Genomic DNA, 25,688 nt, shown 5'->3' on the forward strand with positions numbered 1-25,688 from the left:
CGGGGAAAACGAACACATAGCGAGCGATAAGGAACGTCCATTGGCTACTGAAGCTACGACGAACACCACCACCATCACCGCACGCGCCGACCAGCACGACATCGACCTGCACAAGGCGTCGGACCGCGTGAACTTCGGTTCCATCAAGGAACCCATCGACGTGCCCTACCTGCTGGGCGTGCAGACCGACAGCTTCGACTGGCTGATCGGCAACGACCGCTGGAAGGCGCGCGTTGCGAAGGATGAGGAGAACGGCACGGTCACCACGCCGCACGTCTCCGGCCTCGACGAGGTCTTCAACGAGATCTCCCCGATCGAGAACTTCGCGCAGACCATGTCCCTGACCTTCTCCGACCCGTACTTCGAGGAGCCGCGTCACACGGTCCAGGAGTGCAAGGAGAAGGACTACACCTACTCCGCCCCGCTGTACGTGAACGCCGAGTTCGAGAACGGCGAGACCGGCGAGATCAAGTCCCAGACCGTGTTCATGGGCGACTTCCCGCTGCAGACCGCGCACGGCACGTTCATCATCGGCGGCACCGAGCGCGTCATCGTCTCCCAGCTCGTGCGTTCCCCGGGCGTCTACTTCGACCGCCAGCAGGACCGCACCTCCGACAAGGAGGTCTTCGGCGCGAAGATCATCCCGTCGCGCGGCGCGTGGCTTGAGTTCGAGATCGACAAGAAGGACCAGCCGCAGGTGCGCGTGGACCGCAAGCGCAAGCAGTCCGCGATCGTGTTCCTCATGGCCATCGGCATGACCAAGCCGGAGATCCGCGAGGCGTTCAAGGACTACCCGCTGGTGCTCGACGCCCTGGAGAAGGAGACCCTCCAGACCCAGGACGAGGCCCTCGTCGACCTGTACCGCAAGATCCGTCCGGCCGACACCCCGACCCCGGACGCCGGCAAGAACCTGCTCGAGTCCTTCTACTTCAACACGAAGCGCTACGATCTGGCCCGCGTCGGCCGCTACAAGATCGACCGCAAGCTGGGTCTGGAGAACGAGGTCAACGACCGTTCCCTGCACCGCGAGGACATCATCGCGACGATCAAGTACCTGTGCACGCTGCATGACGGCAAGGATACCTTCCCGGGCAAGCGCGACGGCCAGGACGTGGATCTGCGCGTCGACGTCGACGACATCGACCACTTCGGCAACCGCCGTATCCGCCAGGTCGGCGAGCTGATCCAGAACCAGCTGCGCACCGGTCTGTCCCGCATGGAGCGCGTCGTGCGTGAACGCATGACCACGCAGGACGCCGAGGCGATCACCCCGCAGTCCCTGATCAACATCCGTCCGGTGAACGCCACCATCAAGGAGTTCTTCGGCACCTCCCAGCTGTCGCAGTTCATGGACCAGAACAACCCGCTGTCCGGCGTGACGAACAAGCGTCGTCTCTCCGCGCTGGGCCCCGGCGGCCTGTCCCGCGACCGCGCCTCCATGGAGGTGCGTGACGTGCACCCGTCCCACTTCGGCCGCATGTGCCCGATCGAGTCCCCTGAAGGCCCGAACATCGGCCTCATCGGCTCGCTGGCGACCTTCGGCCGCGTCAACCCGTTCGGCTTCATCGAGACCCCGTACCGCAAGGTCGTCGACGGCCATGTGACCGACGAGGTCGAGTACATGACCGCCGACCGCGATCTCGACCACACGATCGCCCAGGCCAACCAGGAGCTCGACGAGAACGGCAACTTCGTCAAGTCCGAGGCCCTCGCCCGAGTCGGCGAGGAGGAGGCGGTCGATGTGCCCGTCAGCCAGGTCGACTACATGGACGTCTCCCCGCGCCAGATGGTCTCCCTCGGCGCCTCGCTGATCCCGTTCCTCGAGCACGACGAGGGCCACCGAGCGCTCATGGGCACCAACATGCAGCGCCAGGCCGTCCCGCTGATCGAATCCGAGCGTCCGCTCGTCGGCACCGGCTCCGAATGGCGCGCCGCCAACGATTCCGGCGACGTCATCAAGTCCGAGAAGGACGGCGTGGTCACCTACGTCTCCGCCGACATGATTCGCGTGATGAACGACGACGGCACGACCAGCTCCTACAAGCTGGCCAAGTTCCAGCGTTCCAACCAGACCACCTGCTACAACCAGCGCCCGATCGTCCACGACGGCGAGCGCGTCGAGGCCGGCACCGTGATGGCCGACGGCCCGGCGATCGAGAAGGGCGAGCTGGCCCTCGGCAAGAACCTGCTCATCGCGTTCATGCCGTGGAACGGCTACAACTACGAGGACGCCGTGATCATCTCCCAGCGTCTCGTCCAGGACGACACGCTCTCCTCCATCCACATCGAGGAGTACGAGATCGACGCCCGCGAGACCAAGCTGGGCGCCGAGGAGATCACCCGCGACCTGCCGAACGTCGGCGAGGACGCGGTCGCGAACCTCGACGAGCGCGGCATCATCCGCATCGGCGCCGAGGTCGAGGCCGGCGACATCCTCGTCGGCAAGGTCACGCCGAAGGGCGAGACCGAGCTGACCCCGGAGGAGCGCCTGCTGCGCGCCATCTTCGGTGAGAAGTCCCGCGAGGTGCGCGACACCTCGCTGCGTGTGCCCCACGGCGAGACCGGCACCGTCATCGGCGTCAAGGAGATCACCCGCGAGGATGCCGAGGAGGACGGCGACGAGCTGCCCAACGGCGTGAACCAGATGATCCGCGTCTACATCGCCCAGCACCGCAAGATCACGGTGGGCGACAAGCTCTCCGGCCGCCACGGCAACAAGGGCTGCATCTCCCGCATCCTGCCCGAGGAGGACATGCCGTTCCTCGCCGACGGCACCCCGGTCGACATCATGCTCAACCCGCTCGGCGTGCCGTCCCGAATGAACCTCGGCCAGGTGCTCGAACTGCACCTCGGCTGGATCGCGCACTCCGGCTGGGACATCTCCCTCGACCCGAACATGGAGGCCGAGTGGAAGAAGCTCGTGCCCGCCGGTGCCGAGAAGGCCGAGCCGGGCACTCCGGTCGCGACCCCGGTGTTCGACGGCGTCAAGCCGGACGTGCTCAAGGGCCTGCTGTCCACCACGCTGCCGAACCGCGACGGCGACCGTCTGGTCGGCCCGGACGGCAAGGCCACGCTGTTCGACGGCCGCACCGGCGAGCCGTTCGCGCGTCCGATCTCCGTGGGCTACATGTACATGCTCAAGCTCCACCACTTGGTCGACGACAAGATCCACGCCCGTTCCACCGGCCCGTACTCGATGATCACCCAGCAGCCGCTGGGCGGCAAGGCGCAGTTCGGCGGCCAGCGCTTCGGCGAGATGGAGGTGTGGGCCCTTGAGGCCTACGGCGCCGCGTACACGCTGCACGAGATGATGACCACCAAGTCCGACGACGTGGACGGCCGCGTGCGCGTCTACGGCGCGATCGTCAAGGGCGAGAACCTGCCGCCGGCGGGCATCCCCGAATCCTTCAAGGTGCTCCTCAAGGAAATGCAGTCCCTGTCCCTGAACGTCGAGGTCCTGAACGCCGAAGGCCAGGCCATCGACATGAAGGACGAGGACGACGATCCGGCCGGTTCCTCCGACGACCTCGGCTTCAACATCGGCGCCCGCCCCGACGCGGCCGCGAAGGAAGACCAGGCCGCCGCGCAGCCCGAGTACCAGTGAGCTCAGGCCACACGCATCATGCATCGACAGTGACGGTGTCCGCCGGCAACGGACCGGCGGGCACCGCCCCGAGCAAGCAACCGAGAACAGTAAGCAAGCGTAAGTAAGGACGAAAACAACAGTGCTGGACGTCAACGCATTCGACAAGCTTCGCATCGGCCTGGCCACCGCGGACGACATTCGCGGCTGGAGCCACGGCGAGGTCAAGAAGCCCGAAACCATCAACTACCGCACCCTGAAGCCGGAGAAGGACGGTCTGTTCGGCGAGCAGATCTTCGGTCCGACCCGCGACTGGGAATGCGCCTGCGGCAAGTACAAGCGCGTGCGCTTCAAGGGCATCGTGTGCGAGCGATGCGGCGTGGAGGTCACCCGCTCCCGCGTCCGTCGTGAGCGCATGGGCCACATCGAGCTGGCCGCCCCCGTCACCCACATCTGGTTCTTCAAGGGCGTCCCGTCCCGTCTGGGCTACATGCTCAACGTGACCCCGAAGGACCTGGAGAAGGTCATCTACTTCGCCTCCTACATGGTCACCGCCGTGAACGAGGAGCAGCGTCATCAGGATCTGCCGGACCTGCAGGACGAGTTCGACCACGAGATCGCGAACTTTGAGAAGCGCCGCGACGTCGAGATCGAGGACCGTGCCAAGAAGGTCGAGGCCGATCTGCACGAGCTCGAGGAGGCCGGCGAGGCCAAGGGCGCCGCGAAGGCCAAGCTGCGCAACGGCGCCGAGCGCGACATGGCGGCCATCCGCCAGCGCTACGACGACCAGATCGCGCGTCTGAACGCCGTGTTCGACAAGTTCAAGAAGCTTAAGCCCGGCGACATCATCGACGACGTGGACCTGTGGCGCGAGATGCAGGACCGCTACGAGGACTACTTCGAGGGCTCCATGGGCGCCGAGGCGGTCAAGAAGCGCCTGCAGTCCCTCGACCTCGAGGCCATCGCCGCCGAGCTGCGCGAGGAGATCAAGGACGCGTCCGAGCAGCGCAAGACCAAGGCCCTGAAGCGCCTCAAGGTCGTCAACGCGTTCCTGGCCACCGGCAACAAGCCGGAGGCCATGGTGCTCGACGTGATCCCGGTCATCCCGCCGGACCTGCGCCCGATGGTCCAGCTGGACGGCGGCCGCTTCGCGACCTCCGACCTCAACGACCTGTACCGTCGCGTCATCAACCGCAACAACCGTCTCAAGCGCCTCATCGAGCTCGGCGCCCCGGAGATCATGCTCAACAACGAGAAGCGCATGCTCCAGGAGGCCGTCGACTCCCTGTTCGACAACGGTCGTCGCGGCCGTCCGGTCACCGGCGCCTCGAACCGCCCGCTCAAGTCCCTGTCCGACATGCTCAAGGGCAAGCAGGGCCGCTTCCGCCAGAACCTGCTCGGTAAGCGCGTCGACTACTCCGGTCGTTCCGTGATCGTCGTCGGCCCGTCGCTGCGCATGCACCAGTGCGGTCTGCCGAAGCCGATGGCGCTCGAGCTGTTCAAGCCGTTCGTCATCAAGCGTCTCGTCGACATGAACTACGCGCAGAACATGAAGAGCGCGAAGCGCATGGTCGACCGTGGCGACACCGAGGTGTACGGCGTGCTCGAGGAGGTCATCTCCGAGCATCCGGTGCTCCTCAACCGTGCGCCTACGCTGCACCGTCTGGGCATCCAGGCGTTCGAGCCGATCCTGGTCGAAGGCAAGGCCATCCACCTGCCGCCGCTCGCCTGCGCCGCGTTCAACGCCGACTTCGACGGCGACCAGATGGCAGTCCACCTGCCGCTGTCCGCCGAAGCCCAGGCCGAGGCCCGCTCGCTGATGATGGCCTCCGACAACATCCTGAAGCCGGCCGACGGCCACACCGTGACCATGCCGAGCCAGGACATGATCCTCGGCCTGTACTACCTGTCCACCGTGGTGGAGGGCGTCAAGGGCCAGGGCCGCGTGTTCTCCTCGCTGGCCGAGGCCGAGATGGCGCTCGATCTGCACGAGATCGACATGCAGGCCAAGGTGCTCATCCGCGTGCCCGCCGACTTCGTGCTGCCCGCCGGCTGGGAGCCGGGCGAGCTCAAGGTCGCCGATCCGGACGCCCAGAACGGCGAGACCGTCGTCAAGGAGGAGCGTTTCCACGACGGCACCGCCCTGTTCGCCACGTCCTACGGCCGTGTGCTGTTCAACCAGACCCTGCCGGTCGACTACCCGTTCGTCAACGAGCAGGTCGGCAAGAAGCGTCTGGCGAAGATCGTTGACGACATCGCGACCCGCTACTCGACCGCCCAGGTGGCCGCCTCGCTGGACGCCCTGAAGGATCTCGGCTTCACCCGCGCGCCGTGGTCCGGCGTGTCCTTCGCGTTCTCCGACGTCGTCGAGCCGGGCGAGCGCAACACCCTCGTCGCCAAGTACGAGGACGAGGCCGCCCAGGTCAACGACAACTTCGAGATGGGTCTTCTGACCGAGGAGGAGCGCCGTCAGGAGCTCATCGACCTGTGGACGAAGTGCACCGCCGAGGTGTCGAAGGCCGTCGAGCACGACTTCGATCCGCTCAATAACCTCGCCATCATCGTCCAGTCGGGCGCGCGAGGCAACATGATGCAGATCAACCAGATCGCTGGTATGCGTGGCCTCGTGGCCAACCCGAAGGGCGAGATCATCCCCCGTCCGGTGAAGTCCAACTACCGCGACGGCCTGTCCGTGCTGGAGTACTTCATCTCCCAGCACGGCGCGCGTAAGGGTCTGGCCGATACCGCACTGCGTACCGCCGAGTCGGGCTACCTGACCCGTCGTCTGGTCGACGTCTCCCAGGACGTGATCGTGCGCGAGGAGGACTGCGGCACCAAGCAGGGCATCGACATCCGCGTGGCCGACCGCGATGCCGACGGCAACCTCGTGCTCGTCAAGAACGCGGACGGCGGCCCGTACTCCCGTCTGCTCGCGGCCGACGTCATCGACCCGGCCGACGGCAAGACCGTGCTGTACAAGCGCGACGACGCCCTGTCGATGGACGTGCTCAACGACCTCGTCGCCCACGGCGTCGAGTTCGTCAAGTGCCGTTCCGTGCTCTCCTGCGCCTCCAAGCGCGGCGTGTGCGCGAAGTGCTACGGCTGGTCGATGGCCACCAACAAGCTGGTCGACGTCGGCGAGACCGTCGGCATCGTCGCGGCCCAGTCCATCGGCGAGCCTGGTACCCAGCTGACGCTGCGTTCCTTCCACTCCGGCGGTGTCGCCTCGGCCTCCGATATCACGCAGGGTCTGCCGCGTGTCACCGAGTTGTTCGAAGCCCGTACGCCGAAGGGCGAGTCCCCGATCGCCGAGTTCGCCGGCACCATCAAGGTGGTGGACGGCGACCGCGGCCGCCAGGTCATCCTCACCCCGGACGCCGACTCCGGCGCCCCGGTCGAGGACGGCGAGATCAAGCCGATCACGTACAACGTGTCGCGCCGCGTCCCGCTGCTGGTGAAGGACGGCGAGCACGTCGCCACCGGCACGCAGCTCATCGAGGGTTCCGTCGATCCGAAGAAGATCCTGCGTATCCTCAACAAGCGCGCCGCCCAGATGAACATCGTGGAGGAGGTGCACAATGTGTACCGCTCCCAGGGCGTGGACATCCACGACAAGCACATCGAGGTCATCGTCCACCAGATGAGCCGTCGCATCACCGTGATCGACTCCGGCGAGACGGATCTGCTGCCCGGCGAGCTGGTCGACCAGCAGCGCTTCCGCGAGGTCAACAAGGCCGCCGTGCAGGCGGGCAAGAAGCCGGCTTCCGGCCGTCCGGAGCTCATGGGCATCACGAAGGCCTCGCTGGCCACCGATTCGTGGCTGTCCGCCGCCTCCTTCCAGGAGACGACCCGCGTGCTCACCGACGCCGCCCTGAACCAGAAGGTCGACGACCTGAAGGGCCTCAAGGAGAACGTCATCATCGGTAAGCTCATCCCGGCCGGCACCGGCCTGGCCCGCTACCGCAACGCGGTGGTCGAGCCGGACAAGGCGATCCGCGACACCATCTACCCGAACTTCGGTCTGGGCGGCGACGCGGACGGCGAGGGCCTCGACTTCACCGACGGCGACATGAACGATGTGGACTTCTCCAACATCGACTTCGGCGACCTGAAGCTCGGCGAGGACTTCAACCCGGACGACTTCCTGAACGATCAGGGTGGCTCCGCCGACTTCGGCGGCGACGCGGACGCCTCGGGCTCCGTCGACCTGCCGGACCTGAAGCTCCCCGGTGACGACGGTGCGGACGGCGACGGCGCGAACGGCGCCGACGACGATCCGACCGCCATCGTCTGAGAGCGGGTCTTCGTAACCGAGTCCTATATATAGGTCCTTATATATAGGGCCTATAGGAATCGGATAAGAGAACCCGCCCACGGGCCGGGCGGCACATGCAACACATGTGCCGCCCGGCCCGTTCCGTTATGCGCCGGAGGGTGGTCCGCGGGTGCGGACCGTCCGAGGGGCCGGCCTGTTTCGTTATGTGCCGTGGTGGACCACCCCCAGTCGGCTTCGCCGACAGCCCCCGCCGGCGGGGGCGGTGTTTCCTCCCGCTGGCGGGAGGTGGCGCGTAGCGCCGGAGGGTGGTCCGCGGGGCCGGGCGGGCCGTCCGCGGACCGGCCGAGGTGGTCCACAGATCGTCCGAAGGTTCGGCCCGTTTCGTTACGCGAGACGGTCCGTTGTGTTACGGAATGTCGCATAAACGACACCGCGGCCGTCCGTAATCGTTTACGCCCCTCGTATTTGTCGGTTTTCCGGGGTAGTGTTGGCTTCAGTGTCGCCGGAGGTATGCGTGGATGTTGTTCGTACTCGCCGCCGAAGGCGTGAAGGCATATGGAGACCGAGCAACTTAGAGATGAGAAGTTGAGAAGGGGCCGCGCGTATGGTGGCTGAAAACACGCTTGTCGGCAAGCGCTACCGCATCCTGACGCAGATCGGCAAGGGCGGCATGTCGACCGTCTATCTGGCGTTGGATTCGTCGCTGAACAAGCAGTGGGCAATCAAGGAGATCAGGAACGTCTCCGACCCCGTCCAGCGTGATCTGGTGATCAAGAGCCTCACGGTCGAGGCGAACATGATCAAGCGTTTCGATCATCCGGCGATCCCGCGCATCGTCGACCTGATCGAGGAGAAGGGCTCGCTGTTCGTCGTCATGGACTTCGTCGAAGGCCAGACGCTGTCGAGCCTGCTCAAGAAGGAGGGGCCGCAGAAGGAGGAGGACGTCGTCGACTGGGGCATCCAGCTGTGCGACGTGCTCGACTACCTGCACCGCCGCAAGCCGCCGGTCGTGTTCCGCGACATGAAGCCGTCGAACGTGATGCTCACGCCCGATGGTTCCGTCAAGCTCATCGACTTCGGCATCGCGCTGGAGATCGGCAAGGGCGAGCGTCCGCTCATCGGCGACAACCGCCAGCTCGGCACGCCGGGCTTCGGCGCCCCCGAACAGTTCGACGAGAACGGCGTCGTCGACCAGCGCACCGACATCTACGCGCTCGGCGCGACCCTGTTCTACCTGCTCACCGGCTCGCACCCGCGCAAGAACGGCATCGTGCCGATCCGCCAGATCCGTCCGGAACTGAGCGAGGGCCTGGAGCGCGTGATCGCGAAGGCGACGCGCAAGGATCCGAACGAGCGCTACGACTCGTGCGCCGAGTTCGCGTACGCGCTGCGCCACTACACCGAGGAGGACACCGCCCACCGCAACGCGCTGCTCACCAAGTGGCGCGGCTTCCTCGGCACGGCGATCGCCTCGGTCGTGTGCCTCGCGCTCTCCGGCGGCATGCTGCTGCTCGCCAACCACGCGCAGAACACCGACTACGACTACTGGATGGCGCAGGGCGCGCAGAACTCCGACGACACCGCCTCGCAGGACGCCTACCTCAAGGCAATCGACATCAAGCCGGACAGCACCGAGCCGTACAAGAAGCTCATCGCCCGCTACACGGCCGACGGCAGCTTCTCCGACAAGGAGGAGCGCACGTACAACACGGCGATCACCACGCACGCCTCCGACCTCACGAAGGACGAGAACGCGTGGGCCGACCTGAGCTACGCGACCGGCCGCATGTACTGGTACTACTACTCCGGCTCGCGCATCAAGTCCGCCGGCGCCTCGTCCGACACCGATCCGCTGCGCTACGCGCGCATCCGCGCCGCCTCGCAGTGGATGCACAACGCTGCCGGCGACAAGGGCTACAGGAACGCGTCCGTCGCGCAGATGTACGCCGACATCGCCGACTTCAACACGCAGATCGTGCCGCTCATCAACGAGGGCAACGACGGCGGCAAGTACAAGCCGTACTTCAACAAGCTCAAGGATCTCGTCGACTCCGCCGACCAGGAGAACAACGACGTGATCCGTCTCGAGGCCTCGAACCTCGCGCTCGACGCGCTGCGCGTCTACCCGCGCAAGTTCCGCGCCGACGGCATCGGACAGCGCGACATGGCCGATCTGGCCCGCAAGGCCAACGATCTGGCCGGCAAGGTCGAGCCCACCACCGACGCGCAGGACAAGTCCAAGCAGGAGGCCGTCGAGGCCTATCAACCCACGATCGAAGCGATCAACAACGCCTTCGTCGATATCAAGGGGGATGCCAAGTGAACGCCGATACCTTCAGGACCCTAGCGGTCGTCTTCCTCGCGCTGGCCATCGTGCTGGCGGTCGTCGCGGTCGTGCTGTACCGCGTGTTCGACATCCGCGCCGTGCGTGACGCGCTGAGCGGCCGCACCGCGGCCCGCGAGATCGCGGACCTCCGGCACGTGCGCCGCGGCCAGTGGCAGCACGCCGACGAGTTCGCGCGTATCGGCAAGCGTGGCGCGAAGCGCGGCTCCGCGTCCGACGGCAGCACCGGCACCGGCTCGACCGGCACCGGCACCGGCACCGGTTCCAGCGACATCGAATTCCGTCCGGTCACCGGCACCGGCTCCGGCTCGTTCCCGACGAACCCGGGCGAGACGCGCGAATCGCAGGAGCCGCACGACGAGACGCGCGCCGGCGCGGGCGCGAAGGTCGCCCCGCAGGCCGCCTCCGCCGCGTCCGGCAAGCACGCGCACGGCGATACGGCCAAGCCCGCCGGCAAGTCCGGCAAGACGCGCGGCAAGTCCGCGCCCAAGTCCAAGTCCCAGGCCGACAAGCCGTCCCCGATCGCGGACGACGGCGAATCCACCGTGCTCGGCTCACGCGCCAAGCTCGACGCGCCGAACCTAGACGATCATTTCGTGGAGATCCCGGTCGCCATGGCGTCGGCCGCCGAACTCGCCGACGAGGGGGAGACCTCGCTCATGCAGTTCCGCAAGACCGACCAGCACACGACCGAAGACGATGATGAATCCCGCACCATTCTGGTACGTGGAGGGAAGAACAAGTGATGAATCCGAATACCGAACAATCCACCGGCCCCAAGAAGGCCAGTAGCACGCTGTGGAAGGCGTTGCTCGGCGGCGTCGTGTCCATCGCGATGATCGCCAGCACGAACGCCGTCGTCGCCTACGCGAACCCGGCGAGCACGAGCGGCGACGCCACCACGTCCCAGACGCCGGCCGACGGCACGAACACCGGCGACGCCGGCAGCACCGACGCGAACGGCACCGGCACCGGCGACGGCAATACGCAGAACGGCACGAACGCCGGCGACGGCGCGCAGAACGGTTCCGACGGCACGAACGCCGGCGGCAACGACGGCACCGGCACCGGCGACGGCACCAACAACGGCAACACCGGTTCCGGCGCCGCCGCAAGCGTGGCCGCGCCGAGCGCCGTCACGCTCGACGGTTCCGCCTACGCCGCCACGTTCAAGGAGAAGGACGCGAACGGCCAGGATCAGGACGTCACCTACAATCTGGTGAACGGTGACGGCTGGTCCGTGAAGATCACGGCCGCCGGCGCCTCCCAGGTGCAGGTGTCCGGCTGGTACAGCCTCGACGGCACGACCGCCTGCGCCACCGCGCAGGAGCAGGGCGACGCCAAGAAGTGCGCGCAGATTCCCGCCGACAAGGGCATCGTCGCCAACCCGGACGCCAACGGCGTGTTCACGTTCGCTCCCGGCGACGGCGTCTACAGCCTCGCCGCGCTGAACGTGCAGGCGTTCGACGCGAACGGCAACACGTCCGACGCCGTGAACCTCGGCGAACTCGCCGGCAAGACGGCCGGCTCCACGCTGAAGAACGTCGCCAAGCTCATCGTCGACACCGACGCCAGCAAAACCACCACGCTCACCGCCGACACGACGCCGGTGAAGAACGGCAACAGCCTGTCCAAGAAGGTCGACTCGTTCACCATCGCCAACGCCAACCCGCTGTTCGCCCAGCGCATGCGCATCCTCGCCGCGCAGAACCCGAAGCCGCAGCTGCTGACCGTCGGGTCCGCGAACTTCGGCGACGCCGCGGAAGCGCAGACCAAGGACGGCAAGTACACGGTGACGATCGACGCTGCGGCCGCCGGCAACGACGCGTTCGCCAAAGACGCCGCCTATACGGTTGCACTGAACGGTACTGCGTTCGGCGCCGACGCAGCCCAGACCTCCACGTCGTTCATCATCGACAGCGAGAAGCCCGCCAAGCCGGCCAAGCTCGGCATCGCCCTTTCCGCCGGCGAAACGGTACTCAAGGACGACGCCAACGAATGGCTGGTGACCGGCGACCACGCGCTCACCATCACCCCCGCCGACGACACCGCCGGCGTCTCCGCCGTGACCATCCTCGACAAGGACGGCAAGAAGGTCGCCGACCTCAAGGCCGACACCGACGGCACCTACCATTGGACGCTCGCCGCGGACGCCACCTATGACCTGAGCAAGTACCAGGTCACCGTCACCGACAACGCCGGACTGGTCTCCGACCCGGTCACGCTCGATTCGATTGCCCGCGCCGACGGCTTCAACGCCGCCAAGGTGATCGTCGCCACCTCAGACGCCGCGAAGAGCACGATCACGTTCGCCGCGACCGGCGACCTCAAGCCCGGCGGCACCTACAATTCGATCAGCGGCATCACCCTGTCCAACAAGAACGACCAGTACTTCGCCAAGCGCATCGAACTGATGAAGGCGCAGCTGGGCAACGGCAACGTCGTCGAAGTAGTCGACGCGAACGGAACCGTCAAGGAAGGATACCCCGCCGCCAAGCTCCAGGAGAAGAGCGCCAACGAATTCCAGCTCGGCTTCGACCAGGAGCTCAAGCTCGGCAAGTATTCGCTCCGTCTCACCAACGCGGCCATCGCGTACCTGAACACCGTCGACCCGACCGTCATCGGCGATCTCACCGTCGACGACGGCGTGCCCACCATCAGCAAAGTGACCTACACGCCGGACGCGGGCAGCACCCAGCAGCTCGCCGGCAAGGTGCTCTACGCCAACGCGAAGCAGTCCGCCCCGCGGATCGTCGTCGAGACCGCCGATGACGTCAGCGGCGTGGCCAAGGTCGTCGTGAACGCGCAGTTCCAGAAACTCAACGAGGACGGCACGCTCGCCGCCGTGCAGAACAAGGCCATCGAGGCCAAGCAGCAGGCGGACGGCACGTGGGTCGCCACGCTCGACGAGCAGGGCGCCTACGATTTCGCCAACGCCATCGTCGATTCGACCGACAACGCCGAGAACACCGCGCACTTCGATTTCGCCAACGCGGCCGCCGGCACGCTGGCCTTCGATGACACCACGCTGTTCGTCTCCACCTCCGGCGACAAGGACGCGGACTTCACCGTTTCCGTCGCCATCGATCCGGACTCCGCCGCGACCAGCAAGGTCAACGCCGTGAAGTTCGAATCCACGTCCCCGTGGTTCAAGCAGATCGTCGCCAACCTGCCGAAGGACGGCAGCGGCGACCTCATCGTCGCCAACGGAACCTCCGACACCGGCGCCTCGTACGCGCTGACCGCGGGCACCGTCACCGGCAAGGACGGCAAGTTCTCGCTGGCCCTCGGCACCGCCGCGTTCGATGGTCTCGCCGCCGCGCAGAAGAACGGCAACCATACGATCGCGATCGCCGCGCCGTTCACCGGCGGCGACAAGACGTTCCTGTTCGATGACGTGCCCGCCACCGTCACCGGTTTCGAATACCGCAACAACGGCGCCGAGGATTCCATCGACGATGGCGACCTCAGCACCGGCGACGGCGACGTCAAGCGTGAACTCGTGTTCACCGCGAAGGATCTGCTGTCCGACGGCACCGACGATTCCGGCAAGACCTCGGGTGTCAAGCAGGTCACCGCCACGATCGGTTCCGGCACCGCCCAGAAGCTCGCCGACAACGGCGACGGCACCTACACGCTGACGCTCGACAAGCCCGGCACCTACGTGCTGTCCGACATCCAGATCGCCGTCGAGGACCAGACCGGCAACGCGACCCCCTCCCAGTCCGTCGCCGACCTCGTCAAGAAGCTCGACGCGGACGGCCCGCTCAAGGACATCACCTCCATCACCATCGCCGATGCCGCCGCCGACGCGAAGGTCACCACCACGCTCCTCGTGAACGGCAAGGAGTACGACCGCGCCGCCGACAAGGCCATCTACCTCAAGGGTGACAAGACCCCGACCATCCAGATCAAGGTGAGCGGCAACAAGAACTTCGCCAAGCGTTGGAACGCCGCCGCCAAGACCGGCATCCCGGTGCTCGCCAGCACGCTGGCCAGCACGGGGGCCGCCCAGGCCTACGGCTCGGTCGTGCTCGACTCCTATGTCAAGAGCGGCGACGACTACATCATCACGCTGAAGCCCGCCGCCGGTGCCAAGGACCTCATGTCCGCCACCGACAACGGGCTGTACACGGTGAGCCTCGACACCGCCGCGCTCAACGGGAACAAGGCCATGCGCCAGCTGCTCGGCAAGCGGGCAGGCGGCAAGTACAAGGTAGCCGACAAGTCCTTCTCCCTCGGCATCGACAACGTCGAGCCGTCGTTCACCGCGCTCAAGTACACGGCAGGCAAGAACGATCTGACCGGCACCGTGAACGGCGAGGAGCACGTGCTCGCCAACGGTTCTCGAGAGATCTCCTTCTCCGCCCACGACCTGTTCGCCGCGCTCAAGCAGGGCGACAAGGGAGGCCAGACCAAGGACGACGCCAACGTCGCCGGCCTGCTGGACGTCACCGCCAAGGTGACCGTCGAAGGCTTCGACGGCAAGTCCACGACCAAGGATCTCAAGCTGCAGGGCGACAACGGTGCATACACCGCCAAGCTCGGCGACAACGGTGACGGCATCTACAAGCTGTCGAACGTGAAGATCACCGTGTCCGACAACGCGAAGCAGTTCACCAAGGACGACGACATCGCCACCAGCGCGAACGCCAACTCGAAGACGCTGACCCTCGCCCAGATCAAGCAGCAGCTCAGTGCCACCGGCATCCCCGACCAGGTGGCCGTCAGCAAGTCCAAGGGCACCGCCGAAACGCTCGTCAACGGCAAGTCGGTCAAGGACGAAGGCCAGTACTACACGAAGGACATCGAATCCGTCACCATCAAGGTGAAGAACGATCCGGCCTTCGCGTTCCGTGCCGCCATCCTCCAGGCCAAATACGGTGCGACGAACGTGTTCGACGGCAGCTCGGTGCAGTACTCCACCCAGAACGAGAACGGTCTGAGCGCCACCATCGCCGATGCCGATATCGACACGAACGCCGCCACGCTCACATGGACCGGCGCCAAGCTGAACAAGCTGTTCGTCCCGCTCGCCAAGCAGATCGCCGCGGGCAAGACCCAGACCAACGGCAACTACACGATCAAGGCCCCGTTCACGGACGGTGCGGTCGTGCTGCTCGCCTCCCCGAAGGATGTGAAGTTCACGCTTGACGAGGTCGCCCCCGAGATCGCCAAGATTTCCGGTGCCGAAGGCGTGGAAGGCACGTCCCTCGTCAAGGGCTTCGACGTCAAAGGCAAGTCCTACGACGTGTACGCGGCCGCCGGCGAGCAGAAGATCAAACTGTACGTCAAGGACCTCCTGCCGGAAGGCCAGTCCGCCACGGGCGTGCGCGACGACGATAACGTCAAGAACGAGGTTGGTACCTCCGGCATCGACGACAAGTCGGTGACGTTCTCCGTGCCGGCTCCGGTCGATCTCGAAGGCAACGCGATTAGCGGCGGCCACGCCGTCACCGACAAGCAGGCCGACAACTACGACGCCGCGAAGGGCGTCTTCACCATCACGCTCGATCAGGAAGGCTTCTACGACTTGAACGCCATCACGGTGACCGTCAAGGACGCCGCCGGCAACGAGCACAAGAACGCCCCCATTCTCAGTGCCCCGGTGAAGGACAAGATCAACTACACCGCCGTCGTCGCCGACGTGAACGACGACAACGATGCAAAGCTGATCGTGACCGACGTCGCAGGCAACCCGACCTCGCGTGAGCCCGGTTACTACTACCGCGGCAAGACGCGCGCCACCTACGAGATCACCGACAAGTGGTTCCCGCTGTACCAGAAGCTGACCAAGCTCCACTCCAACGTGCTCGCCGGCAGCACCGGCGATGTCGCGCCGCAGGATCCGAACACCGGTGTGACCGATATCAAGGAGCTCAAGGTCACCGACGGCACGTGGACGAAGAACGGCTATACGTGGACGCTCGCCGACCAGCCGATCCAGCTCAAGGGCAACAACGCCGAGGTCGAAGGCAGCTATTACCTGAAGATCAGCTACAACGGTCTGCGCTCGGAAACCAAGACCAACGACAAGTCGTTCGTCATGGACTGGACCGCTCCGAAGCTCGGCACCCTCACCTCCTCGGTGACGAGCCCGGCCAAGTGGAACTGGATCTTCGCGACCACCGGCGTGACCGTCACGCTCGACGGCATCAGCGACCCGATTTCCGGCATCTGCTCCGCCACCGCGACCAACAGCCCCGACGGCCATGACTGCGCCAGCAAGGGCGAGGAGAGCGTCGCGTTCTCGCAGCTCGGCTTCGACAAGTGGATCTCCGACCTCAGCGAGCATCCGGCTCCGGCCGCTGTCTACGCGGGCACCACCGCCGCCGGTTCGATCAGCTTCGGCTTCGACGGCGACAGCCAGCGCCTCACGCTCGGCAACACCTCGATCGCCCTCACCGATGCGGCCGGCAACCCGGTCGACACCGGCGCGCTCAACAAGTATGAGGGTGTGAACGGCGACAAGGCCGCCAACAACGTCAAGGGCGTCGAAGGCATCGCCATCGACACGGTCGCGCCGACGATCTCCATCGCGTACGACAACAACGACGTGCGCAACGGCAAGTACTACAAGGCGCACCGCACCGGCACCGTCACGCTCGTCGAATCGAACTTCGACTTCTCGTTGAAGAACGAGCCGGCGCGCGTGGTCGTCACCACCACGGTCGACGGGGAGAAGCGCACCTACGGCGTCGCCTCCTTCAGCAACCCGAGCGGCGACAGGAAGACCTACGTCGCCACGTTCAAGGCAGACAAGGACGGCGATTGGACCGTCGACGCCTCCTACACGGATCCGGGCGACCACGCCTCCAACGTGATCCACGAGGAGTTCACGGTCGACACGGTCGCCCCGGTGCTGACCCTCACGTTCGACAACAACAACGTGAAGAACGGCATGTACTACTCGGCCGACCGCAACGCCACCGTGCGCGAGGTGGAGCGCAACTTCTCCGAATCCGAGTCGGTGATCACCACCACCGCGAAGGACGACAACAAGGCCGACCAGCCCGCTCCGGGCGCGTCCGGCTGGGTCCGCACGGGCGGCGAACGCGAGTCCACCGAGTGGACGAACCACGTCGCCTTCACCGGTGAGCTCCACTACACGATCAAGGCGACCGCGACCGATCTCGCCGGCAACGTGGCGCAGGAGGTCAGCGAGCCCGAGTTCGTGATCGACAAGACCAAGCCGTCCATCAAGATCGACCGCGTGGAGGACAAGACCGCGTATGCGGGCACCGTCGCGCCGCTCATCACCACGGACGACACGAACATCGACATGAGCAAGGTCAAGTGGACCCTCAAGGGCGCCCACCGCGGCGAACTGAAGGACAAGAAGCTCCCGCAGTCCACCACGAAGGATACGGACAACTCGCAGGTCGTCGACTTCGCCGACTTCGAGCGCAAGGTCGCCATCGACGACGTGTACACGCTGACCGCCGAAGCCACCGACATGGCCGGCAACACGTACAAGACGCAGAAGACGTTCTCCGCGAACCGCTTCGGCTCCACGTACGTGTTCACCGCGGGCACGCAGAACCTGCGCGGCGCCTTCATCAAGAAGTCGCAGCCCGTCACCGTCAGCGAGATCAACGTGTCCGGCCTCGACCAGGGCAAGTCGCACGTGGTCGTCGCCAAGGACGCCTCCGCCAAGCAGCTCGCCGACAAGGACTTCACGATGAAGACCAGCGACGACAAGGGCTGGAGCCGCACCGAGTACACGATCCCCGCGAAGCAGTTCAACGAGGACGGCTACTACCGCGTGCAGCTCACCTCCGAGGACAAGGCCGGCAACCTGTCGCAGAACACGATGGAGAAGAAGGACGAGGACCGCAAGTCCAACGCGGAAGTCAACTTCGCGCTCGACACGACCGCCCCGACCTCCGCCGCGCTCGGCGTGACCTCTGGCAACGTCTACCTCGACCAGAACGGCCGCAGCGTGGGCATCGACGCGAAGGACAACCTGCAGGTCGCCTCCGCCGAGATCGCCGTGGACGGTGAGACGCAGGCCACGTGGAACGGCGGCACGCTCCTCAAGAGCACGCCGACGTTCCGTCTGCCCGCCGACGGCTCCAGCCACGAGATCACCGTGACCACCGTCGACAAGGCCGGCAACCAGTCGACCGCCGTCTACGACAACATCACGATCGCCTCCAACTGGTGGCAGTACGCGATGAGCACCGCCTGGATCCGCAACACGATCATCTTCGGCGTGATCATCGTGATCGCCGCGATCGCCGGCGCGATCGTCGCGTTCAGCCGCAGAAGGAAGTCGCTCGCCTACCGCGACAACCCCTTCGGCAGGGAGTAGATGAATGCGGCCGGACCAGTCCGAACAAGGAAGGGTCCGGCCGCTTTCTTATCGGATGAGCGAAAGGGACAGCGATGACGGCATTGAATCTTGCAATCGATGGTGAGATATGCGTGAACGGCAAGTGCAGGCCGATGACGCAGCAGGAACTGTGGATTCCGTTCGCAATCATCGGTGGAGTGTTCCTGTTCATCATCCTGATCGTTGTGCTCATCGTCGTGGTCGTCCTCCGCGTGAGCCGTGCGAAGGCGAAAGGGCGGGCCACCGGCAAGGTGAGTGTCGGCACCACCTATGCATGGCCGGCGAAAACCGTGAAACGCATCGCCGGAGCGGTGGGCGCGCGCTATGAGCCGACCATTGGCGACCCGGGCGCGTTCAAGGCGTCCAGTGGCGTCGACGCCACCGCATATTCGAACTCGATGCGGGTGAACATGCGTGCCGACGACCATCTCGCCGAATACGCGGCGAACGCCGGACTCGCGTTGCCTCCCGTGCCGCCCGTCACGACCGGCGTGAACCGGTACGTGTTGAACTGGATGGCCGTGCCGCGCCCGTACGGCGGGCTTCAGGCGTACGGGCTGCGTTACGACAAGCCGGTACGTGTCGGCATGGATTTCCATCCAACCGCGTTCATCGTGGACATGCAGTTCAACGGGACGAATCCCGCCGCGTTCAGCGCGGACGAGACGACGATCCGCGAAGGATTCGCGGCGGAGGTCTCGTCGGGACGACTCTCCTCGCAGGATGTGGCAGGTCACCGCGTGATCGTCGTGGACGAGCCCGACAGCGGCGACGTCAAGACCATGTACGAGATCGTCGGCCGTGCGCTAGGTTGGCGGCCGGATGGCAGGTAACGGTGAGATTGCTCCGGTGCCGGTCGGCCTTATCTCTTGTCTGCGATTGCCGTTTTACGGCAGGCTTGTTGGTAGGCTTCGGCTTGGCTGGTGTGGTGGAGGATGCGTATGCGGGTGGTGGCGTGCTCGATGCGTGTGAGTGTGGCGGGCGATGCGTCGGTCAGGCCATGACGTGCGAGAACCTCGTTGCGCCATGAGTCGTAGCGTTGCTCGCGTACCACGCGTGGTTTCCTTCGTCCTTTGACCCATGCGGCGGCGTACGTCCAGTCGCCTTCCTCGTAGATGTCGCGCGCCCAGGATGCCGTCGGGCGGTTGAACGGGTAGGGACCCGCCGGCAGCGGCGACTCGTCGACCATCGGGTCGAACGTGATGGACTGCCGTCGTTCGCGCGCCTCGCGTTCGCGTTCCGGTGCGGCCAATGCCTCCGCGACGTCCGCGTGGAACGCGGCCATGCGCTCCTTGATGCCGGAGGATTCGAATCCGTCGTCGGGCTCGCGTAGTCCGTGTTCTTCGAGCAGCGGGTGGATGTCGTGGTCCATGATCCAGCGGAATCGGCTCATGTTGAACGCGAGGATGAATGCGAGCGAGATTGCGACCATGAGGCCCATCCCGGCCCCCATCAACAGTGTGCTCATTTCAGCCGGCTCCAGCGTTCGGCGCCCGCGTGCGGGCTGAAACGTCCCCGCCAGTCCCACGGTCCGACGAAACGCAAGGCCAACAGAATCGGGGAGCATGCGGCGAGGAACGCCCAGAAGAAGGCCAACCATCCAATCCAGTCAGGTGTGGATCTGCCGGTGTCGACCCATTACGCGCTCGACCAGAACATCCATGTCATCGCTATGGGGAAGCCCGATATTGCGATGAGGAACAGCGTGCCGACGATGGGGCCGCCGAACATGTAGCGCAGTTGCGTGGCCGGCATGGAGGAGGCGAACGCCAGCTCCTCGGGCGAGGCCGGGACATAAGTCGTCTCACGGCCGAACACGAGACGGCAGAAGCACCAATACAGCAGGAACCCGACCATCCACATCACGACCGCCGCCACGTACGTGTTCCATTCGTCGCGATCCATGGTGATCGGTTTGAGGAAGGCCAGCAGCGTCACGTCATCCACTGTTGACGTGTGATGTGTTCCCTTCTCCGGCGCGAGCAGTTGGCCGATCTCATGGACCAGAACCATCAGACCGGGCACGGCGCCTGCGGCGGCGGCTCCGGCGGCGGCTCCGGCCTGCGCCCAGCCGGGGCCGCCGCCGAGATCCAGCACGCGTTTGACGGGTGTCTTCTCCCGTGTGTCCCAGAACACCTGGGCACCGTCCTCGAGACGCCCCACCAGCACATACCGCATGAACAACACCAACCGCTATCCCTCACTTCCCTGCCCCTGGAAATCGTCCTTGGGGCAATCATACGGTTCATCACCGTCACTGAGGTCCGCCGCGTTGTCGTATGAGCTCATCAGACACATCGAATGTGGGTACCATCAAGGATAAGGTCGGCGAGATTCGGAAAATCGTGGAATAACGTCGTCCGACGGCGGCGATGACGTACCGGCGTGGATTCGCTTCCGTGCCGACAGGTGACAGGTGGTATCGATATGGCGAAACGTTCACGACGAAGTGGCGAGAGTCTGTGAGACTCAGGGGATTCGGCGCGTTGAAGCAGTTCGACGAGGATATGCGGATCGTGTCCGATGCCCCGGGGCGCGTGTTCACGATGACTGGCGTGGTCTGGCGCCTCGCCATGATTGGCGTGCTGACCGTCATCGACCTGCTGGCCCAGGCGTGGTGGGTCGTGTCGAGCCGCAACGTCGGCTGGGATCCATGGTGGCTCGGCGTGTTCGGAATCGATTCGGGCGGGTTCGACGCCATGTCGTTGGTGGCGGGCGTGTTGGGCGTCGCCCCCCGTGATTGGCATGGCGCTCATGCTGCCCGTGTTCCTGCTGCCCGGCGTGACATGGCTGTTCCATGTGATGATGGTCGCGTTCACGTTCGCATGGATGCCCCGCGGCAAGCGGGCTCCGACGCCGAAGCCGATGGTCGGCGGCGGCATGGCGACCACCATCGGACTGGTCGGCATCGTGCTCGTGGAGCATGGTTGGGCACCGGTGTCCGGATTGCTGCTGGCATCGGCCATGGGGCTCGCTTGGGCTTGGCTGCCGGGCGAGGTGCTGCAGGCACGCCAATGTGCGGAGAACCGCGTGGAAGCCTCGTGGATGTGGCATGCGGCATCCCTGATCTGGTTGGAGACGCTGCTCGTCTTCACCGCGATCATGGTCGCGCTTGCTGGGATCTGACTACCGGAGTCTGACCGTCGGAAGCAGGCTTGATGGATTGCGGAAGAAACCTGAAAACATGCCGTGATGGGCGTAGTCTGGAGCCATGAAGGTCAAAATCGTGAGGAACCGGCAGGTCGGTTCGCAGACGTTGACGGTGACGGCCACGCGCGGGGAGGAATTCGACTATGCGCGTGCCCAATGGCTGGGCATGGGCCAGATGGCGATGCTTGCCTTCCGTTACGAGGCGAACGACCGTGAGACGCTGTGCTACTACGATGTGACCGGATCGGTTCCATTGCAGGATGCGGCACGTTCCGGCTTGAACGACACCGTGTACATGGGCGCGTTGCTGTCCGCCGCCGCGGTGCTGGGGGAGTGCGAGTCGCAGGGCATCGCCGTCGTCTGCGTGCTGTGGGAGCCCAAACATGTGTTCGTCGGTCCTGACGGCGGCGTGCGGTTCGCGCTGGTTCCGTTCTTCGGCGCGGACGCCGGACGGAAGAACACCGTTCACACCCTGCTCGCGTTCCTCGCCGATGCCCGCCGCGTGCGCATGCAATCGCAGAACGGCATCGGATTGCAGCAGGCATTGGGCGGATTCCTCGCGCAGAACCCCACCGTGAGCGCCGCCCAGTTTAACGGGTTCCTCGCTTCGATGGGACTTATCTCGCCGGTCGGAGCCGGACGCGACCCGGCGCGGCCTTCGTTCACGCAGGCATCCTCGCCCACGCAGGCGGCATCCCCGACCATCGCCGCCGGCGTGCGTCGTGCTCCTGTTGACGACGATCCTTTCGGCGCGACCATCGTCGGCGACGCGCCGGGAGCGAGCGCCGTCGTCACGAACGCGCCCGCACAGTCGTCGTTGCAGCAGTTGCGCGGCGTCGCGGATATGACCGGCGGTACCGGATCGGGATTCACCGGATCGTATACGGGTACCGGTTCCGGTTTCACCGGTTCCACCGGTCCGACCGAATCGTTCGGGCAACGTCCCATGCCCCAGCCCGTCATATCCGATGAGACCGTGGCATCCTCGCTGCCGCGGCGCACCGTGCCAGATTCCGGCCAGTCCGGTGCGGACGAGACCGTGGCGTCCTCTCTGCCGAGGCATGTCGGCTCCGAGCCGCAGCCGGTCGCCGCACGGAACCCCATCGTCCGACCGTCGCCGGTCGTCCAGGATCCGGTCGCATCCGACGAGACCGTGGCATCGGTCCTGCTCCGTCATACGCAGCCGACGCGGCCGGCGCAATCGACGGAACAAGCGTCACCGTCTCCTGTGAAGCCGCCGCAGGTCGCGGAACCGTCCCGACCCGTCGAACCGGTCGCGACCCCGCAGCCGGTCAGGACGCCCGAACCGACGCCGTCCCGGCCGGTCGCGCCGTCCATGCCGCCGTCCCGCGCGCAGGCGGCATCGGCGGTGCCTGCGCGTGAAGCGGCGCCTGTACGGGCGGAGACCATGCCGAATCATGCGTCCACGCCGGAACCAACGTCGGAATCCACGCCGAAACCCGTGCGCATGCCGGAACCCACGCCGGAACCCGTCTCCACGCAAGCCCGGCACGCTCCTCAACGCGACTTCTCCGCCGTACTCAACGGCGACGAACCGCGCCCCCAGTCCGTCTACAAGCCCGTAATCCGCACCAACCCCGCAGCACAGACCACCGGCGCCGCCGCATCGCGCTCCGACTCCGACAACAGCGAAGGCGAAACCAGCCTGTTCGGCGCGACCGAACACGACGGATTCGAAGTGACGCGCCTGCGTGACGGGCGCAGACTCACCGCGACCGGCGCGATCGCACGAAAAGCCACCATCGGACGCTCCAAGACCGCGGACCTGCACATGGGCGGCAACACGAACGTGAGCCGCATCCACGCCACCATCGAAGTGATGGACGACGGCCGGTTCGCCATCACCGACAACGACTCCGCCAACGGCACCTCGGTGCGCGGGCGCGAGATGGCGTCCGGCGGCACCGAATACCTCTCCAGCGGCGAGGATTTCGCGCTCGCCGACGACACGTTCGTCATCCGCGCGCTCTAGCCGGTCGCCGCGCGCTCGTTCTAGCTGACCGTCCGTACGTTCAAGAACGACCATCCGGCTGACTGCCGCAACGATATCGGCGGCGTGCCGCCTTTACAATGGGAGGAGAGACGAAGCGGTCCGAGCGGAAGGGGAAAGACGATGAGACGATGCACACAATGCGGCAACACGGTGCCTGACGGCGCGATGTTCTGCGAGCGATGCGGCGCACCGGTGCCAGGCGGGGTTCCGGCACCTGCGGCGACATCACAAGGGAACGGCTTTGCGGGAATGCCGCAGTCGGGTATCCCGCAACCGGGTATCTCGCAGCCGGTCATACCGCAGCCGGTCGTGCCTACCGTACCGGCGCCGCCGTCCGTGCCGCGACCGGCGGTGCCGTCCATACCGCAACCGGGAACGCCGGCCGTGCCGGGCGGCTCCGGCACGCCGGTCCCTCCCGGTGACGGCGGCGCACCACGGAAACCGCATCGCGCACGTGCCATCGTCATCGTGCTGATCGTCGCGATCGTGCTGGCGGCTGCGGGAATCGGAGGATTCCTGTATTGGCGTCACACGCAGGCCGCCGTGCAACAGGAGACGCAGGCGCAGACGACGACGAAGAAGAAGACCGCCGCGCAGCCGAAAACGAAGAGGAACAGCACGGAGGAGCCAACGAAACCGAAGGTCAGCGAAGTCACGATGACCGACTTCCAATGCGGCGGGTCAAGCGCCAGCAGGTGGAGTTGGAGCGGTGGCGCCATGGTCTCCAACCTGATCAGCTGCGCGGACGACGGCTACGCCACCGACGGCGAGACCGCGTCGAACGGCAGTCAGGCCGGGGATGAAGGCGAATACTCGTTCGGATTATGGACTCCCGCGCTGAACGCCTCGGAAGTGGTCCACGTTTCGATGCTGGAATCCGGTGAGAAAGCGGAGACCACGCCGATTGTCGCCGCCACATACGGCGACAATCCGGCGGTGTTCGTGATCTACGCGGTCAAGACGAAAGCCGTCGGCACCACTCCCGAAACCGTGCACCTGTACGCGCATGAAGTGGATGTGAAGACCGGCGAACTCGGCAAACGCATCGATCTGAAGACCGAGGAGGACAATCTCGCCGACCGCGATCAGGACTATCAGTACGCCGTGATCGGGGCCTCGGACACACGCGTGGCGGTGCAGAAGACATGGCACACGGAGGAGACGTTCACCGTGAACGGCAGAGAGGACAGGGAGCGCATCGACCATGCGCAGGTGATGGCGTTGACCCATGGCAGGAAGACGGCGACGACGTTGCAGACGTTCAAGGATGAAGGCGCGGTCACCAGCGACAGCGGCGGATACCAGTCGGTCGACATGACCGAGACCGAGGTGAAGGACGTGTCCGTGTACGACACGTATCTGGCCACGGTCAAGCGGCCGGGAACGACCGTCAGCACGAAAACCTACCAGTTGTATTCCATCGACGGGAACAAGAAGCTCGTCGACGTGCCCGAAACGTATTGCGGGAGGTCGTACGGTTGCGGCGCGGATACGATCCGCCGCGTTGGCGACGATCATTGGCTGTTCAACGGCTGGATGGTCGATTCGACCGGTGCCGCGAAGTCGGTGGCATCGATCGTCGGCGTGAGCGAGGACTCCCAACTGGATCTGGACCAGTTCTCGGACGGAACGGTCTACGTGCAAGCCGTCGATTTCGGCGATGACTACGCCAAACGAATCTTCCTCATCGACGACGACCTCAAATCCACTGAAGTGCTCGACAAGGACCAGTGGGGGAGACTGCTGCTCAGCAGCGGCTCGTTCAAAGGCGTCAACTATCTGACCGACGAGATCTACGTGCAGACCACGGACGAGAAGATCATCGTGGATCGCAAGGGCAAGTCGGTCGGATCGTTCGACCTGCTGCCGGCCTCGGAAGATACCGGTCACCTCGACCACACGCACATGTCGTGGATGCTGTACATGACTGATGACGGCGACTATACGGTGACTCGGGGCCAGTCTCCGAGCAATGCATAGATCGTG

General features: G+C 65.4%; 11 protein-coding genes and 1 pseudogene. 10 read left to right on the plus strand and 2 right to left on the minus strand.

Going from position 1 to position 25,688, the window contains the following annotated elements; genetic code table 11:
- Window positions 1-40: 40 nt before the first annotated feature.
- The 6 genes from rpoB (at window position 41) to AC1AYR_RS06905 (ending at window position 19,371) form a co-directional block, all read left to right on the plus strand.
- Window positions 41-3,604, plus strand: a complete 3,564-nt coding sequence (gene rpoB, locus AC1AYR_RS06880; protein WP_476512058.1) for a DNA-directed RNA polymerase subunit beta — start codon at window positions 41-43, stop codon at window positions 3,602-3,604.
- 121 nt (window positions 3,605-3,725) lie between these two features.
- The gene (locus AC1AYR_RS06885; RefSeq protein WP_476512059.1) at window positions 3,726-7,877 is read left to right on the plus strand and encodes a DNA-directed RNA polymerase subunit beta'; all 4,152 of its coding nucleotides are present in this window, start codon (window positions 3,726-3,728) and stop codon (window positions 7,875-7,877) included.
- Window positions 7,878-8,463: 586 nt separating this feature from the next.
- Window positions 8,464-10,182, plus strand: coding sequence for a serine/threonine protein kinase (locus AC1AYR_RS06890; RefSeq protein WP_476512060.1), 1,719 nt, complete (start codon window positions 8,464-8,466; stop codon window positions 10,180-10,182).
- Window positions 10,179-10,949, plus strand: coding sequence for a hypothetical protein (locus AC1AYR_RS06895; RefSeq protein ID WP_476512061.1), 771 nt, complete (start codon window positions 10,179-10,181; stop codon window positions 10,947-10,949). The genes AC1AYR_RS06890 and AC1AYR_RS06895 overlap by 4 nt, the downstream gene beginning before the upstream one ends.
- Complete coding sequence (locus tag AC1AYR_RS06900; protein WP_476555149.1) at window positions 10,949-18,517, plus strand: hypothetical protein; 7,569 nt, start codon at window positions 10,949-10,951, stop codon at window positions 18,515-18,517. The genes AC1AYR_RS06895 and AC1AYR_RS06900 overlap by 1 nt, the downstream gene beginning before the upstream one ends.
- A gap of 74 nt (window positions 18,518-18,591) precedes the next feature.
- Entirely contained in the window at window positions 18,592-19,371 is a 780-nt protein-coding gene (locus AC1AYR_RS06905; RefSeq protein ID WP_476512064.1) for a hypothetical protein, read from the plus strand.
- A gap of 29 nt (window positions 19,372-19,400) precedes the next feature.
- Here AC1AYR_RS06905 and AC1AYR_RS06910 read toward each other — a convergent pair whose 3' ends face one another.
- Window positions 19,401-20,006 (minus strand): hypothetical protein, encoded by a 606-nt coding sequence (locus AC1AYR_RS06910; RefSeq protein WP_476512065.1) that lies wholly within the window; start codon window positions 20,004-20,006, stop codon window positions 19,401-19,403.
- Window positions 20,007-20,176: 170 nt separating this feature from the next.
- Window positions 20,177-20,716, minus strand: a complete 540-nt coding sequence (locus AC1AYR_RS06915) for a hypothetical protein (RefSeq protein WP_476512066.1) — start codon at window positions 20,714-20,716, stop codon at window positions 20,177-20,179.
- A gap of 567 nt (window positions 20,717-21,283) precedes the next feature.
- On the opposite strand from AC1AYR_RS06915, the gene AC1AYR_RS06920 reads away from it, so the two are divergent.
- From AC1AYR_RS06920 to AC1AYR_RS06935, 4 genes and pseudogenes are all read left to right on the plus strand, one after another.
- Window positions 21,284-21,664: a hypothetical protein gene (locus AC1AYR_RS06920; protein ID WP_476512067.1), complete on the plus strand. Its 381-nt coding sequence runs from the start codon at window positions 21,284-21,286 to the stop codon at window positions 21,662-21,664.
- A gap of 85 nt (window positions 21,665-21,749) precedes the next feature.
- Window positions 21,750-23,681 (plus strand): FHA domain-containing protein, encoded by a 1,932-nt coding sequence (locus AC1AYR_RS06925; RefSeq protein ID WP_476512068.1) that lies wholly within the window; start codon window positions 21,750-21,752, stop codon window positions 23,679-23,681.
- A 141-nt stretch (window positions 23,682-23,822) separates the two neighbouring features.
- Window positions 23,823-23,891, plus strand: a pseudogene (locus tag AC1AYR_RS06930) (zinc-ribbon domain-containing protein); the annotation flags it as partial.
- A gap of 120 nt (window positions 23,892-24,011) precedes the next feature.
- Window positions 24,012-25,682, plus strand: coding sequence for a zinc ribbon domain-containing protein (locus AC1AYR_RS06935; RefSeq protein ID WP_476555151.1), 1,671 nt, complete (start codon window positions 24,012-24,014; stop codon window positions 25,680-25,682).
- Window positions 25,683-25,688 lie beyond the last annotated feature (6 nt).

The organism is Bifidobacterium sp. LH_417, assembly GCF_056357035.1.